Annotated in this window: 15 protein-coding genes and 1 other annotated feature; all 15 genes read left to right on the plus strand. The window is 52.0% G+C overall.

The genetic code is table 11. The features are described from left to right. The first annotated feature begins 30 nt into the window (after positions 1 to 30). Positions 31 to 696, plus strand: a complete 666-nt coding sequence (locus tag KB236_02130; protein UIF29577.1) for a DNA repair protein — start codon at positions 31 to 33, stop codon at positions 694 to 696. A gap of 152 nt (positions 697 to 848) precedes the next feature. Next, positions 849 to 1,853, plus strand: coding sequence for a rod shape-determining protein (locus tag KB236_02135; protein ID UIF29578.1), 1,005 nt, complete (start codon positions 849 to 851; stop codon positions 1,851 to 1,853). Between the two features lie 84 nt (positions 1,854 to 1,937). Then, the gene (mreC, locus tag KB236_02140) at positions 1,938 to 2,789 is read left to right on the plus strand and encodes a rod shape-determining protein MreC (GenBank protein ID UIF29579.1); all 852 of its coding nucleotides are present in this window, start codon (positions 1,938 to 1,940) and stop codon (positions 2,787 to 2,789) included. 12 nt (positions 2,790 to 2,801) lie between these two features. Next, positions 2,802 to 3,323, plus strand: a complete 522-nt coding sequence (gene mreD / locus KB236_02145) for a rod shape-determining protein MreD (protein ID UIF29580.1) — start codon at positions 2,802 to 2,804, stop codon at positions 3,321 to 3,323. An 18-nt stretch (positions 3,324 to 3,341) separates the two neighbouring features. Next, positions 3,342 to 4,013, plus strand: a complete 672-nt coding sequence (locus tag KB236_02150) for a cell division inhibitor (GenBank protein UIF29581.1) — start codon at positions 3,342 to 3,344, stop codon at positions 4,011 to 4,013. Between the two features lies 1 nt (position 4,014). Further along, on the plus strand, positions 4,015 to 4,821 hold the full coding sequence (gene minD / locus KB236_02155) for a septum site-determining protein MinD (GenBank protein ID UIF29582.1): 807 nt from the start codon (positions 4,015 to 4,017) through the stop codon (positions 4,819 to 4,821). A gap of 159 nt (positions 4,822 to 4,980) precedes the next feature. Continuing rightward, positions 4,981 to 5,208, plus strand: a binding site (T-box leader). Between the two features lie 170 nt (positions 5,209 to 5,378). Then, positions 5,379 to 6,020 carry an amino acid ABC transporter permease gene (locus KB236_02160; GenBank protein ID UIF29583.1) on the plus strand — a complete coding sequence of 214 codons (642 nt, stop codon included), beginning with the start codon at positions 5,379 to 5,381 and terminating at the stop codon, positions 6,018 to 6,020. 18 nt (positions 6,021 to 6,038) lie between these two features. Then, complete coding sequence (locus KB236_02165) at positions 6,039 to 6,674, plus strand: amino acid ABC transporter ATP-binding protein (protein ID UIF29584.1); 636 nt, start codon at positions 6,039 to 6,041, stop codon at positions 6,672 to 6,674. Between the two features lie 14 nt (positions 6,675 to 6,688). Further along, entirely contained in the window at positions 6,689 to 7,543 is an 855-nt protein-coding gene (locus tag KB236_02170) for an amino acid ABC transporter substrate-binding protein (protein UIF29585.1), read from the plus strand. 388 nt (positions 7,544 to 7,931) lie between these two features. After that, positions 7,932 to 9,212: an insulinase family protein gene (locus KB236_02175; protein ID UIF29586.1), complete on the plus strand. Its 1,281-nt coding sequence runs from the start codon at positions 7,932 to 7,934 to the stop codon at positions 9,210 to 9,212. Then, a complete protein-coding gene (locus KB236_02180) occupies positions 9,187 to 10,491 on the plus strand; it encodes an insulinase family protein (protein UIF30265.1) in 1,305 nt (434 codons plus the stop codon). The genes KB236_02175 and KB236_02180 overlap by 26 nt, the downstream gene beginning before the upstream one ends. A 112-nt stretch (positions 10,492 to 10,603) precedes the next feature. Then, positions 10,604 to 11,536 (plus strand): DUF4115 domain-containing protein, encoded by a 933-nt coding sequence (locus tag KB236_02185; GenBank protein ID UIF29587.1) that lies wholly within the window; start codon positions 10,604 to 10,606, stop codon positions 11,534 to 11,536. Between the two features lie 71 nt (positions 11,537 to 11,607). After that, positions 11,608 to 12,195, plus strand: coding sequence for a CDP-diacylglycerol--glycerol-3-phosphate 3-phosphatidyltransferase (gene pgsA, locus KB236_02190; GenBank protein UIF29588.1), 588 nt, complete (start codon positions 11,608 to 11,610; stop codon positions 12,193 to 12,195). 224 nt (positions 12,196 to 12,419) lie between these two features. Then, on the plus strand, positions 12,420 to 13,670 hold the full coding sequence (locus KB236_02195) for a competence/damage-inducible protein A (protein ID UIF29589.1): 1,251 nt from the start codon (positions 12,420 to 12,422) through the stop codon (positions 13,668 to 13,670). A 91-nt stretch (positions 13,671 to 13,761) separates the two neighbouring features. Further along, a complete protein-coding gene (recA, locus tag KB236_02200) occupies positions 13,762 to 14,877 on the plus strand; it encodes a recombinase RecA (protein ID UIF29590.1) in 1,116 nt (371 codons plus the stop codon). Positions 14,878 to 14,969: the final 92 nt, after the last annotated feature.

The following is a 14,969-nucleotide window of genomic DNA, read 5'->3' on the forward strand; positions in this document are numbered from 1 at the left end:
CGGAGTTAGTCTGTAAGGGAGCTGAGAAGAATGCAACGACAACGGGTGACCAGTACCAATGAACGTGAGCTAGTACGCCGAGTAGTCCGGCAGTTGGGATTAGCGCCGACTGCCGAAGTCGACCGCTTCTTTCGGTATTTTCAATGCGTCGCTAACCTGCGCTATGCCAGCCAACGCCAGTGTCAGCGCTACGTGGGCGGTAACGGTGCGCGGCGAACGTTATTGACGGCGATCGAGTTGGGACGGTGGGTGCAGCGTGCGCCCCGGCCCATCTACGGTGAGGTCTCGGCTAGTAGCCAGATTGGTGAGAGCCTGATGGACGATCTGCGGTACGCCCCGCAAGAGCGACTGGAAGTTCTGGCACTGGATGCCAAACACCGGGTGATTGACCGGCAAACGGTGTTCGTGGGCACGTTAGATAGTTGTCCTGTCCATCCCCGTGAGATCTTTAGGGTAGCGGTTATGACCGGCGCGGCGGCGATTGTGGTGGCACACAACCATCCCAGCGGCCTGGCCGAACCCTCGGAAAACGATCTGCAGTTCATGCGGCGCCTGGCGCGGTGTGGACAGCTCATGGGAATTCCCGTGCTCGATGGGTTTGTCATCGGCCTACGTACCTACTTTAGTCTGCGTGAGGCCGGGATTCTCCCACTCAAACAGGGGGCAAATAAGTCAGAAGGTTTAAAATCTGATTAAAATCGGTTTTACCTATTTCTTTCTCGTTAAAAGTTCGGTATTCTTGACATTGACGACGTGTTCTCACGTAGATAGGTATGTTATAATACGTCTATCAATGAATAAGACAAAAAACTATAAATATTTTGTTGACCATGAAGGGATGAAACACAGTGTTCGGATTAGGAACGAAAAATATTGGAATCGATCTTGGTACCGCCAATACAATTGTGTACGTTGACGGTAAAGGAATCGTTCTACGCGAACCTTCTGTTGTTGCCAAGAACACAAAGTCTGGGGAAATTGTGTCCGTTGGTGAAGACGCGCGCGCAATGATTGGCCGGACGCCGGCAAGTATCGTTGCCATTCGGCCCATGAAAGACGGGGTTATCGCGGATTACGATACGACCGTTGCGATGATGAAATACTTCATCGAAAAGACGGTAGGTAAGTCCAGCGGTAAGCCTTACGTGATGGTTTGTGTGCCAAGCGGTGTAACGGAAGTTGAAAAGCGGGCGGTTATTGACGCGACCCGCGTTGCTGGTGCTCGTGACGCTTACGTCATTGAAGAACCATTTGCTGCAGCCATTGGTGCTGGTTTGCCCGTCATGGACCCAACCGGTAGCATGGTCGTCGACATGGGTGGTGGAACGACCGATGTGGCAACGATCTCTCTTGGGGGTATCGTTTCCAGTCGTTCTATCCGGGTTGCTGGTGATAAGTTGGATGACGCGATTGCGACGTATGTGCGGTCGAACTTCAACCTGTTGATCGGTGAACGGACCGCTGAAAAGCTGAAGATGGACATTGGCTCCGCTTCGGTCGAAGACGCCGACAAGATTGAGGGCGCCACGATTCGAGGCCGTGATTTGGTTTCTGGCTTACCTAAGGCAGTGGAAGTCTCCGCTGTTGACGTGGCCAAGGCCATCCAAGAACCCGTCCAAGACGTGATTACGGCAATTAAAGAAACCTTAGAAGAAACGTCACCAGAAATCGCCGCTGACGTGATTGATCACGGCATCGTGTTGACTGGTGGGGGTGCTTTACTGAAGAACCTATCGGAAGTCATTGCCGATGCAACCAAAGTCCCAGTTTCCATCGCCAACGATCCTCTGGATTGTGTGGCAGCTGGTACCGGTGAATCATTAAAGAGTATCGATGTCATGAAGAAAAAATAGGGACTAGCGGGAAGGCAGCTTCCCGCTTCTTTATTGTGACGCCAGTGACGAACCGGTGACTGGCGAACAAGATGGAGGTCAAACATGCAGAAATTTTCTTTCAATCGGCGACTCGTGATCATTATTGTCTGCTTGATTGTTAGCTTTGCTTTGATGACGGTGTCCGTAGCTATTCGTAACAAGAAGTCCACGCCACCGCTGATTCAGCAATTCGGTAATGATATTGTAGGACTCGCTGATCGCGTTGTTGCCTTGCCCGCCAATGGGTTACGCGGCTCGGTCAGTTCGATCTCAGAATTGTTGAATACGTATCAAGAAAACCAACAGCTGAAAAAGCAGGTGAGTGAACTCGCCCAGACCAAGGTCCGTGACCAAACGCTGGCTAAGGAAAATAAACAACTCAAACAAGAGATTAAGTTGAACGGGTCATTGACGGACTACACGGCGATCACCGCCGCAGTGATTACGCGGACGCCTTCTTCTTGGCAGAACCAAGTGGTGATCAACAAGGGATCGTCGGCTGGCGTGGTTAAGAACATGCCGGTAATGTCTGGTTCTGGTCTCGTTGGGCGGGTCTCCGAAGTCAATAAGACGAATTCTAAAGTCGAATTGATCACGGATAACAATGATTCCGCCAACCGATTCGCTGTCTCTATCACCACGAAGTCCGGCAAAACGGTCAACGGGGTGCTGAGCGGATACAAGTCCGATACGGGCCAAATCACCATGAATAATTTGACGACCAAGTCGAAGATTAGTAAGGGCGACAAGGTTGTGACTAGCGGACTGGGTGGCGTGACGCCGAAGGGCTTGTATGTCGGTACCGTAGCCAAGTCCGTCGGTGACGACTATGGCTTGTCGACGAAGTTATACATCACGCCGGCAACGGATTTAAGCGACCTGAACATTGTGACGGTTGCGGTTACGAAACAATAAGGGGGCTAAGGCGTGTATCGATTATCAAAAATGCGTTTTGGTTTCCCAATCGGCCTGTTTCTGATGCTCTTTATAGATGGCAGCATCAGTCAAGTCTTCAGTGCCCATCTGTTTAACACGCCGTCCGTCATGATCAGTCACTTAGTGGTGCTCTGGTTGGTATGTGGCGTGCTATTCGAAGAGAACATGCCGATGCCACTGGTGAAGTGGGCCATAGCGGCGGGGCTCGTCTTTGATCTCTATTACACGGGGATCTTTGGGGTTTATATCTTCGTCTTTCCGCTGGTGGTCTACGTCACCCGAGTAATGGTTAAATACATCAGTCCCAACTTTTTGAGTGGACTGTTAATCTACTTTATTGATATCACCATTGTAGAAGCGCTGAGCTTTGTGGCTAGCCGGGTCGTCCACATGACGGCCATGTCTGGTAGCGCGTTTCTGGTAAATACATTGGCTCCAACCTTGGCTTTGAATCTCGCCATGTTTGTGGTCTTATATTTTCCGATTCGCGGGGTGTATAATTGGTTAAAATAGGTGAAGGGAACGAACGCTATGCAAGCTGCCGTATTACGGGGAACGCAAAACGGCTATGATTTGGTGCTCAAACAATCGGCGAGCATGGACCAAATCCTAGCTGACTTGAGAGCATTATTGGAAAATTTAAATGTAGATCCACAGGCCATGGAGACGGCGAAAGTGTCGCTGGATGTCCTGACCGAGGATCGAATTTTAACGGCCGATGAAAAATCACAGATCGAACAACTGGTAGGCAACTACCCGCGTTTTGAAATCCATAAAATTGCGGCCAACGTCATGACCATTGCGGACGCCATTCAGCTTCGTGAACGCGAGAACGTTCATCTACTGAGTAAGGTCATTCGTAACGGGCAAGACGTGACCATGCAAGGGGATGTCCTATTTTTGGGAACCATTCACGAGGGTGGCAAGCTCTGCACCACCGGGAATATTTTCTCAATGGGCGACGTGAACGGCATCTTGCAGGCGGGGTATCCCGACGATGAATCCAAACTGATTATGGGGAATCTTGCGACCGCGCAACAGGTCAGAATTGCCGAACAGTTTGACATTATCGAATCCGACCAACTGGCCGATTCTAGCCAAACCATTGCTTACGTAAACGACCTCCACGTGTTGTCGTATGGTAAGCGTAGCGCATTAAAGAAGATCAACCCGAAGTTGTATAACCGGATTGGAGGAATTTAGAATGGGAAAAGCAATTGTGATCACCTCTGGTAAAGGTGGTGTGGGTAAGACCACGACCAGTGCCAACATTGGGACGGCGTTAGCCTTGATGGGCAAACGGGTGTGCTTGATGGATTTGGATATTGGACTGCGGAACTTGGACGTTGTTCTGGGATTGGACAACCGAATCATCTACGATATCGTGGACGTGGCGAGCGGCCGGGCAAAGTTGCCCCAGGCACTGGTCAAGGACAAGCGCTTCGATGATAAGCTGTACCTGTTACCCGCAGCACAGAACACGGACAAGACGGCCTTACAACCCGATCAGGTCAAAGCGATCGTGGATGAGTTGAAGCCGGAATACGACTACGTGCTGATTGATTGCCCAGCTGGTATCGAGCAAGGCTTCATGAACGCCGTTGCCGGGGCGGATGCCGCCATTGTGGTGACGACACCAGAAATTTCGGCTGTCCGGGATGCCGATCGGGTCGTTGGCCTGTTGGAACAACACCCCTTGACGGAAGCGCCTCGCCTGCTGATTAACCGGATTCGTCGGAACATGATGCAGGACGGTTCCATGATGGATATCGATGAGATTACCCACCATCTGGGGATTGAACTGTTAGGGATTATCGTTGACGATGATGCCGTCATTTCAACCTCTAATCAAGGGGAACCCATCGTGATGGATGCCGATAATGCGGCTTCTCAAGGCTATCGGAACGTCGCCCGGCGGCTTGAAGGCGAGACGGTGCCACTGATGAAGCTGGAAGATCAAGAGCCAGATGGTTTTTGGCACAAGGTCAGCAGCTGGTTCCATCGCGGCTAGTCTAGTCGTCCTGACCGGTCGCCTTGCCGTTCGCGAAATCTAGGCTGGAACGCTGGGAAAGGCCGGCAGTTTTGCCGACCGATCAAGTGAAATTTCAGAAAAATTTGGCAATAAGCCTTGACGTTTGTGAAAATTAAAAGTAGTATGTTGTCAATGAAACGAAAAACGTCGAACAGAAGAGTAGGTTGTGCAAGTTCCGACAGAAAGCCCGGTTGATGGAAACGGGTGGTCTTGTGCGTCCGAAACACATCTGTGAGTTGGTCGTCTGAATCTAGTAGGATGATCCGGGATAGCCCGTTATAGCTGGAGTTGCTTGCAACTCACCGAGGTTGAGTCAGCGATGGCTTGGCAAACTAGAGGTGGAACCACGATGTGATCGTCCTCTTAGACCCTAACTGGGTCTAAGAGGACGTTTTTATTTTCATGGGGTGCAAGGAACTCCGTAAGTCGGTGTGGCGTGAGCCCATCGAATACATGAGGTGGCACCGCGTGATTACGCCCTCTTGAGAGAAATCTCAGGAGGGCGTTTTTTTAGCTGAAGAAGGAGGAGAATTGTTATGCACTATGTTAGTCAGATTTTACCATCACTGATTTCCGGGACTGGAATGACGTTATCCATATTCTTTTGGACCCTAATCATTTCCGTTCCGCTGGGAATCTTAGTGGGACTGGGCATGATTACCCGATTCAAACCGTTGACCTGGTTGATTAACATCTACGTTTGGTTGATGCGAGGAACCCCACTGCTTTTGCAATTAATTTTCGTTTTTTATGGGTTACCCATCATCGGCATTGTCTTCAACCGGTATGATGCCGCGCTCTTCGCCTTCATCCTGAACTACACGGCGTACTTCGCGGAAATCTTCCGTGGGGGTCTGCAAGCCATTCCCGTGGGCCAATATGAAAGTGCGCGGGTGCTACGGCTGACCAAGTGGCAGACGCTTCGTAAGATTGTGATTCCCCAAGTTGTCAAGATTGTGTTGCCATCCATTGGTAATGAAGTCATCAACTTGGTTAAGGATTCCTCGTTGGTCTACGTCATCGGCTTAGGTGACCTGCTACGGGCAGGGAACGTCGCGATGGCTAGAGACGTGACGTTAGTGCCAATGTTGTTGGTCGGCGTGATTTACTTACTGTTGACGGCCGTTTGCACGTTGGTCCTGAAGCGGTTGGAAAAGCACTACAGTTACTGGCGCTAGAGAAAGGATGGTTGACACATGTTAGAACTTAAAGGAATTACGAAAAAATTTGATGGTAAAACCATCTTGGACGGCGTTAATTTAACGGTTAATGACGGGCAAATCTTAACCATCGTGGGGCCTTCCGGGGCCGGTAAAACTACCTTATTGCGGTGCATCAGTGGCTTGGAAATGGTTGACAGTGGTAAATTCTTGTTGGATGGGCAGGACTTTGACCCCGCCACCAACCGGGATAACGATGCCGTAATCGGCGTTGTCTTCCAAGACTTCCAGTTATTCCCGAACCTCACCGTTTTACAAAATGTGGTGTTGGCGCCGACAATGGTCTTGAAGAAACCGAAGGCGGATGCCGAAAAAGAAGCCCGCACGCTACTCGAACGGTTGAACTTAGGCGGCAAGGCCGACCTGTTCCCTTACGAACTTTCCGGAGGTCAGAAACAACGGGTCGCCATCGTCCGGGCGCTGGCCATGCACCCGAAGTTACTGTGCTACGACGAACCCACTTCGGCCTTGGACCCCGACCTACGTAAAGAAGTGGAAGAGATTATTTTAAAGCTTAAGCGCGAGGGCATGACCCAAATCGTGGTTACCCACGACATGCCATTCGCCGAGTCAATTGCCGATCAGATGTTACGGGTTGAACCAAAAGAGTAGGGAGGCGCCACGTCATGAAATTTAAAAAATTACGATTGGTTGCGCTGGCGCTGCTCGTGGTCGGGTTGACGGTCACCTTGGTTGGCTGTGGCACGAACGTCACGCAACGAGCGAACACGCAGGATACGTGGTCCACAATTCAGCAAAAAAAGAAGGTGGTCGTTGGTCTAGATGATAGCTTCGTCCCCATGGGCTTTCGCGAAAAGAGTGGGAAGCTAGTCGGTTACGACATCGACCTGGCTCGCGCCGTCTTCAAGCAATATGGCATCAAGGTGGACTTTCAGACCATCGACTGGGGGATGAACGTGACGGAGCTTCACAACGGCACGATTGATCTCATCTGGAACGGCTTCTCCATCACGCCACAACGGTCCAAGCAGGTGGCTTTCTCGGATACCTACCTGAATAACGATCAGGTGCTGGTTACCCTGAAGAAGAATCATATTACCTCGTACAAGGATATGACGGGGAAGGTATTGGGGGCCCAGACCGGGTCTTCTGGAGCCAACGATATTGAGACGTATCCTAAGCTACTCAAGGATCGCATCAAGAATCACGAGGCCGTGACCTACGACTCCTTCACCAACGCCTTCATTGACCTGAATGTGGGGCGCATCAAGGGGCTACTGATCGACAGTACCTACGCTAACTACTACATCAAACACCAGACCCACCCCGGAGACTATCGGGTAACGGTTGGCAGCTTCCCCAAGGAAAAATTCGCCGTGGGGATGCGCAAGGGTGATGTGACCATGCGACGAAAGATTAACGCCGGGTTGAAGAAACTCGCCGCCGATGGTCAGTTACAGAAAATTAATGAGAAATGGTTCGGTAGCAACGTGGATACGCCGTTACTGAAGTCAAAATAACTGATGAAGCTCGTGGCTACGGTCGCGAGTTTTTTGGTGCCGTGAATTGCGGTAGCGGTTAATAAGAGACTGGCCGTGGGTTATCTGTGGCAGACCGATTCCAATCGTTCGTTGGCAAAAAAATAGTGGCGACTTGAAAACGTCGATTTGTGGCGGTTCCAAGCGAGGGAAAAGGCCGCTTCTCCGTCCTGCCCGCTGCGATTCAACTCTTCTTTGGTGAATGGCAGGGAGGCCAATTTGCGCAACGCGGTGGTGTCCGTTCCAATCGTTTAATCTTAGAATGCTCGGTTGATCACCCACATTTCTCCGCGGTCGTCGCTTGTATTTAGGGCGCGGTTCCTTTAGAATTAAACACCGATTAGTATTTTGCTAGAGGAGGCAATTGCGCGTGCACTTTCGCATAAAAGACGGGGTAACCTTGGACTTGTTGCCCACAAAACAATTTAAAACCATTGGGATCAAGGTGGATTTCGTGGCGCCACTTCAGGCCACGGCAATCACTGCCCGTGCGCTATTGGCTCAGGTCCTAGAGACCAGTACGGCGGCCTATCCAACGCAGACGGCGCTGGCACGTGAACTCTCACGCCTGTACGGGGCCAGCTTCGGCATTAGCGTCCTGAAGTTGGGTACCAAACACGTGATTCGACTGACGTGCTCGCTCGTGGATGAGCAGTACCTCGACAATTTCGGGGCACAGCAACCCTTGTTTGAGCAAGGGATGGCGTTACTAAAGGAAGTTTTATTTGCGCCCTTATTGCCAAATGGCAATTTCGACCCGGCGACCTTTACCCAACAACGGCAGAACCTGCTGACGGCCATTAAGTCGTTGGACGATGACAAACAATATTTGGCCAACCGGCGGCTCCAGGAGCTACTCTTCACGGGCCAGCCCACGCAGGCGATGAGTGCGTTGGGTGATGTTCACGTCCTCAATGGGTTGTCGGCGACCGATGTTCTGGGAACTTACCATGACATGTTGGCCAATGATGCTGTGCACGTTGCGGTGGTCGGCGATGTGGATGAAGATCGTGCTCAGGCGGCGATGGCCGATTGGCCGTTGGCGGACCGGACGATTACCGACACAACGCCGTATTATCGGTGGCCATTGCGCGATCACGTTCAGGTTGGCGATGACGAAGCACCCGTGGTCCAGGCTAAATTGAATTTGGCCTACCAGTTTCCGATTTACCGCGATGACGATGACTTCATGGCGGCAGTGGTCTTTAACGCGGCCTTTGGCGGCACGCCACTTTCCTTACTGTTCACCAACGTACGGGAAAAGGCCAGTTTGGCTTACTATGCCAGCAGCGGCTACAATCCATTTACCGGGACGTTGAGCGTGCAGACGGGGATTCAAGCGGAGAATCAACAACGCGTCGAGGACATCATTGCCGAACAGTTGGCGGCGGTCCAGCGCGGTGAGTTGTCCGAACAGCTCTTGGCGGAAGTTAAAGCGAGCCTGCTGAATGCCCGTCTGGCAGCCTTGGATAGTCCGCAACGACGGTTGACTGGCTTGTTGAATACACAATTAACGCATTTACACGAGCCCTTGGCGGCTTGGCAAGAAAAGTTAGCGGCAATCACCGTTGCTGACGTCACCCGCGTGGCGCAACGGGTCACGCTACAAGCAACGTATTGTTTACATGGAGGTGTGCAGGGTGCTGAGTAAGAAGAAATACGACCGGTTAGGCGAAACGGTTTACCAGGCCACACTGACCAATGGCCTGAAGGTACTCATGGTGCCCAAGGCCGGTTTTCACAAGACCTTCGCCATCATGACCACCAACTACGGGGCCATGGACAATGAGTTTGTTCCCCGTGGTCAACACACGGCCGTGCGCTTTCCGGATGGAATTGCGCATTTCCTCGAACACAAGCTGTTTGAGAAGAAAGACCACGACGCCTTTGACCTGTTCGGCAAGTATGGCGCGAGTGCGAATGCCTTTACCGGGTTTACGCAGACCAGTTACTTGTTTGCGACGACTAGTCATTTGAAGGAAAACCTGGAGATTCTCTTGGATTTCGTTCAGGACCCATACTTCACGGCGGCGACGGTCAATAAAGAAAAGGGCATCATCGGCCAGGAAATTCAGATGTACGACGATGATCCGGGGTGGCAGAGCTACTTTGGCATGATTGGCCATCTGTATCCTAAGGAACCGCTACACATTGATATTGCCGGGACGGTGGACTCCATCGACCGGATTACGGCGGATGACCTGTACGCGGCATACAACACCTTCTATCATCCCAGCAACATGAACCTCGTGGTGGTGGGGCAGTTGGATCCAGAGGAAACATTACGCTGGATTACGGCCAATCAGGACAGCAAGACATTTGCACCGAATGAACCGATTACCCGGGTGCCGTCCCCGCAGGCCCAACCCGATGATATTGTGGCTGAGACCACACGTCAGCTTACGGTTTCGCGGCCCAAGGTCAGCATTGGCCTACGGGGCTTTGATACGGTCTCAGCTGGTCGGGCTGGCTTGCGGTACAGTGTCGCCGTATCGTTGATGTTTGACCTGTTGTTTAACGACACCAGCGATAACTATCTGCGGTTGTACGATGCTAACGTGATTGACGATAGCTTTGGATATGATTTCCAAGTTCAACGTGGGGCACACTTTGCCCAGTTAGCCGGGGACACCGATCACCCTGAACAATTTGCGCAGGAGCTGTCGGCCATCTTGGCGGATGCGCGGGCCCAACTGGCAGCAGCCAAGCCTCAGTTTGAGCTCGTGAAACGTGAAGCGGTCGGCCGGATTGTGGGCGCCATCAACTCGGTAGAGGGCATCGCCAACCAATATGACGGCCCATTGTTTGATGAGGCGACTATTTTCGATGAATTAACTATTTTGGAGCAATTAAGTTTCGACGAGTTACTGACTGCTGCGCGGGACTTTTTGGCCCAAAGTCGGCAAACGGTCTACACGATTTTGCCCTAAATGGAGATTAAGAAACCGTTAAATCATGAATTCTGGGGCCTGTCGCTGAAAATGACGGGGTGCCTATGCTATACTGCTAGTAGAGAAATTTTGAACAGGTGGAGAATTAAAAATGAGTGAAAACAAAATAACATTGGGGAAAACACTGCGCGATGCCCGGATTGCTAAGGGCTTCACGTTGGACGACCTGCAACAGACGACCAAGATTCAGAAGCGTTACCTCATTGCGATTGAGGATCAAAACTTTGATGAATTGCCGGGCGACTTTTACGTCCGGGCCTTTATTAAGCAGTACGCCGACATGGTTGATCTGGATGGAGCAGAACTGTTAAAACAATTTGACAGCGCCTTGCCAAGCACCCAGACGCAGGAGTACGTGGATAAGGTCAACGAGAACAATCCGGAAACGCGTTCGCAACAGCGGAAGGTCGATGACCGCTACGTTAAGTTGCGGCGGACGATTCCCGTGATTGGTATTGTCATTGTTGTGCTGGCCGTGCTGATCGGTATCTGGGTAGCGGCTTCCCGCAATGGGAGTAACACCAAGCAGGATAACGTGGACAGCAGTTCGGTGAGCGTATCCGGTAGCTCGAACAAGTCGTCTAGCAGTTCATCCAAGTCAAGTAGCACGTCATCGAAGTCTTCTTCCAAGAAGAAGACGGCCAGCTTCAAACAACTGAGCACGACGACTTCTGGTTCAACTTGGGAAATGAAGAATGCGTCGTCTAAGCCAAAGGTTGCCCTGTCTGCGAACAGCAGTGCCTGGGTGGCTGTTACGGTTAACGGTGCGACGAGTTGGCAGGGAACCTTGTCTTCATCCACGTCCCACACGATGACCATTCCAAGTTCGGCAACGAGCGTCACCTTTAAGTTCGGTAATGCACCGGAGACGAAGGTTAAGGTTGACGGCAAGACGTTTGACTTCACTTCTGCGACGGCCACGAGTGCCGCCTCAAGTAGCAGTACCTCTGACACCACGACGACTACGAGTTCAAGCACCACGACAACGAGTCAGGTTCAGACGGTCACGTTGGAATTTAAATAACGTAGAAGCGGGTCGGTCCGTGGCGACCGGCGCGCTTTTTTCGTGAGGTATGTTTTAAGGAGGAAAAGTTCGTGAATGTTCCAAATCGCTTAACCATTGTTCGAATTATCTTGATTCCGATTTTCTTATTACTGCTCGTCGTTCCCTTGAATTGGGGGAACGTGGTGTGGCTAGGAACCACGATTCCCGTCACTCAGGTGATTGGCGCAATCGTCTTCGCGGCGGCGTCGATTACCGACTTCTTGGACGGGCAGATTGCGCGGCGGCAACACCTCGTGACCAACTTCGGTAAATTTGCCGATCCGTTGGCCGATAAGATGATTGTCATGACGGCCTTCATCTTGTTGGTTGACATGGGGGCCGTGCCCGCCTGGGGGGTAGCCATCATCGTTTGCCGGGAGTTGGCTGTGACCGGACTCCGGTTGATTGTCGTTGAGACCGGGGGCCGCGTATTGGCCGCTGCTTGGCCCGGTAAGATTAAAACGACCACGCAAATGGTTGGGATTATTCTCTTACTCTTAAATAACATTGGTTTTGGGACGATTCACGTGCCAATGGCCCTGATCTTCTTCTACATTTGCCTGTTCTTCACGATCTACTCGGGAATCGATTACTTCGTTCAAAATCGGCAAGTCTTTGCGGATTCTTCCGCCGAATAGTGTGATTGATAACCCCCGTTCCTTTGGTGACGGGGGTTATCGTGTCCTCTGTGCGCGAAAACACAATCGAATGGCCAGCGTTGTGAGGCGTTCGGTGGTATGCTGGAGATTGTAACTGACGATTGAACGGTAAACCATGCCGTAATTTTTGAAAAAATAACGATTTTAACAAATAAATCGCGGCTTTTTGCGGAGTTAGTCAAGGAGCCTTCAGGAGGGGTAACATGCAAGCAGAAATTATTGCGGTCGGAACGGAAATCTTGCTGGGACAGGTGGTCGATACGAATTCGGCCTACATTGCCCAGGGGCTCGCGGATGCGGGGATTGAAGTGTACTATCACTCGCTGGTCGGCGATAACGCCGATCGGCTGACAGCGGTGGTGAATCAGGCCCGTTCGCGGAGTGACTTGGTGGTTATCAGCGGGGGCCTCGGACCCACTAAGGACGATCTGACGAAGCAAACGGTCGCACAACTGCTGGGCGTCAAACTGGTTGAGGATCAACCGGCCATGGCAAAGATTCAACAGCACTTTGCGACGACGGGGCAGAAATTAACGCCTAATAACCGATTGCAGGCACTTTACCTCGCTGGCAGTGAACGGCTCCAGAATACAACTGGGATGGCTGTAGGGTCCTTTTATCGCGATCCACATGGGGCAGACTTGATGCTACTGCCCGGGCCACCCAGCGAATTGGAACCCATGTTTGAAAACGAAGCGTTGCCCCGGCTCAAGGCGGCCTACCGGCGACAAGAATTCTTGGTCTCTCGGGTGTTGCGCTTCTTTGGTATCGGGGAAGCGGAGCTGGTGACCCAGTTGGCCGACCTGATTGATCAGCAGACCAATCCGACCATTGCGCCCTATGCCAAGGTTAACGAGGTAACGTTGCGGTTGACGGCGACGGCCCAGTCGACGGCGGCCGGCAACCAGCTACTCGATCAGATGACGGCGACGATTCAAGACCGGGTAGGGGATTACCTTTACGGTTTTGGCGACGACAATAGTTTGGCCCAAGTGGTGGTCAAGACGCTGATTGACCGGCAGTTGACGATTACGGCGGCTGAGAGTCTGACGGCCGGTAAGTTTCAAAGTACGCTGGGAGATGTTCCCGGCGTCTCGGCGGTCTTTCCCGGCGGCTTTGTGACTTATGCTAGCACGGCCAAGCACGACTTGTTGGGGGTCCCCCAGAACGTGATCGCCACGGACGGCGTGGTGAGTGCGGCCACGGCCAAAGAAATGGCGGAGCGGTCGCGACAGAAATTGGCCACGGATTTTGCGGTCAGCTTCACGGGGGTCGCTGGTCCCGATGCGTTGGAGGGTCAACCTGCAGGTACCGTCTGGTTAGGCTTAGCGCAACGTGGTCAGACACCACAAGCCAAGTTGCTTCATCTGACAGGTAACCGGGCCAAGGTTAGAGAACGGGCGGTTATGCAGGCGTTGGACTGGCTCCGGCGTGTGTTAGCGGCACAAAAATAAAAGGGGAACTTTTGTTCTCTTTTTGCTTGCTTTTTGACGAATAAATCGGTATAGTGTTATTTGAAATGTAACGCACCTAAGGAGGATTTGGATGGCTGACGAACGACAAGCGGCGCTAGATAAAGCGCTGAAGAAAATTGAAAAAGACTTTGGTAAGGGTTCCATCATGCGGTTAGGTGACAACACCAATATGCAGGTGGAGACCGTGCCCTCTGGCTCGTTGGCCCTTGATGTGGCTTTAGGGGTCGGTGGCTATCCCCGTGGACGAATCGTCGAAATTTATGGTCCTGAATCTTCAGGGAAGACCACGGTTGCCCTGCACGCGGTGGCTGAAGTCCAGAAGCGTGGCGGTACAGCAGCCTATATTGATGCTGAAAACGCCCTGGACCCCGCCTATGCTACGGCATTAGGGGTCGACATTGACAGCCTGTTACTGTCGCAACCAGATACGGGTGAACAGGGACTGGAAATTGCCGATGCATTGATCTCTAGTGGTGCCGTTGACATTGTGGTCGTCGATTCCGTGGCGGCCTTGGTGCCACGTGCCGAAATCGAAGGCGAAATGGGTGACGCCCACGTGGGGTTACAAGCTCGGATGATGTCACAAGCACTGCGGAAATTGTCTGGGTCGATTAATAAGACCAAGACCATTGCTCTGTTTATTAACCAAATTCGGGAAAAAGTTGGGGTTATGTTTGGGAACCCCGAGACGACGCCTGGTGGTCGGGCCCTGAAGTTCTATGCCACGGTGCGACTAGAAGTTCGCCGGGCAGAACAGATCAAGGACGGTACCGACGTGATTGGGAACCGGACGCGGATCAAAGTCGTGAAGAACAAGGTGGCTTCACCCTTTAAGCGGGCCGAAGTTGACATCATGTACGGTCAAGGAATTTCCCAGACCGGGGAACTCTTGGACATGGCGGTCGAAAAGGATATCGTAGACAAGAGCGGTTCCTGGTACTCTTACGGCGAAGACCGAATTGGTCAAGGTCGCGAGAATGCCAAGCAGTATTTGGCTGATCATCCGGACATGATGGCTGAAGTCAATACTCGCGTGCGGACGGCTTATGGCGTCAACGTGGATGGCGATGATGCCCCGGCACCTAAGAAGGCCGATGCTAAGGATGACACCAAGACCAAAAAAGAGGGCAAGAAGCCCGCAACGCAACAAAGTGAATTAATTCCGAACAAGCCGCAAGGCAAGTAGGAACGAGGCTTGAAGTCGCTGACTTCAAGCCTTTTTCGATTCACCTCAGAGCAGTACGAGTTGAGGAACGGTCGCGAACGACCAGATTACTG

This window comes from Levilactobacillus brevis, assembly GCA_021383565.1.
Taxonomy (GTDB): Bacteria; Bacillota; Bacilli; order Lactobacillales; family Lactobacillaceae; genus Levilactobacillus; species Levilactobacillus brevis_B.

Coding starts and splice junctions, on each gene's coding strand:
- KB236_02165 (UIF29584.1), top strand. CDS start 6,039: ATGTTAGAACTTAAAGGAATTACGAAAAAATTTGATGGTAAAACCATC.
- minD (UIF29582.1), top strand. CDS start 4,015: ATGGGAAAAGCAATTGTGATCACCTCTGGTAAAGGTGGTGTGGGTAAG.
- KB236_02160 (UIF29583.1), top strand. CDS start 5,379: ATGCACTATGTTAGTCAGATTTTACCATCACTGATTTCCGGGACTGGA.
- mreC (UIF29579.1), top strand. CDS start 1,938: ATGCAGAAATTTTCTTTCAATCGGCGACTCGTGATCATTATTGTCTGC.
- KB236_02185 (UIF29587.1), top strand. CDS start 10,604: ATGAGTGAAAACAAAATAACATTGGGGAAAACACTGCGCGATGCCCGG.
- KB236_02195 (UIF29589.1), top strand. CDS start 12,420: ATGCAAGCAGAAATTATTGCGGTCGGAACGGAAATCTTGCTGGGACAG.
- KB236_02180 (UIF30265.1), top strand. CDS start 9,187: ATGGAGGTGTGCAGGGTGCTGAGTAAGAAGAAATACGACCGGTTAGGC.
- KB236_02170 (UIF29585.1), top strand. CDS start 6,689: ATGAAATTTAAAAAATTACGATTGGTTGCGCTGGCGCTGCTCGTGGTC.
- KB236_02130 (UIF29577.1), top strand. CDS start 31: ATGCAACGACAACGGGTGACCAGTACCAATGAACGTGAGCTAGTACGC.
- recA (UIF29590.1), top strand. CDS start 13,762: ATGGCTGACGAACGACAAGCGGCGCTAGATAAAGCGCTGAAGAAAATT.
- KB236_02150 (UIF29581.1), top strand. CDS start 3,342: ATGCAAGCTGCCGTATTACGGGGAACGCAAAACGGCTATGATTTGGTG.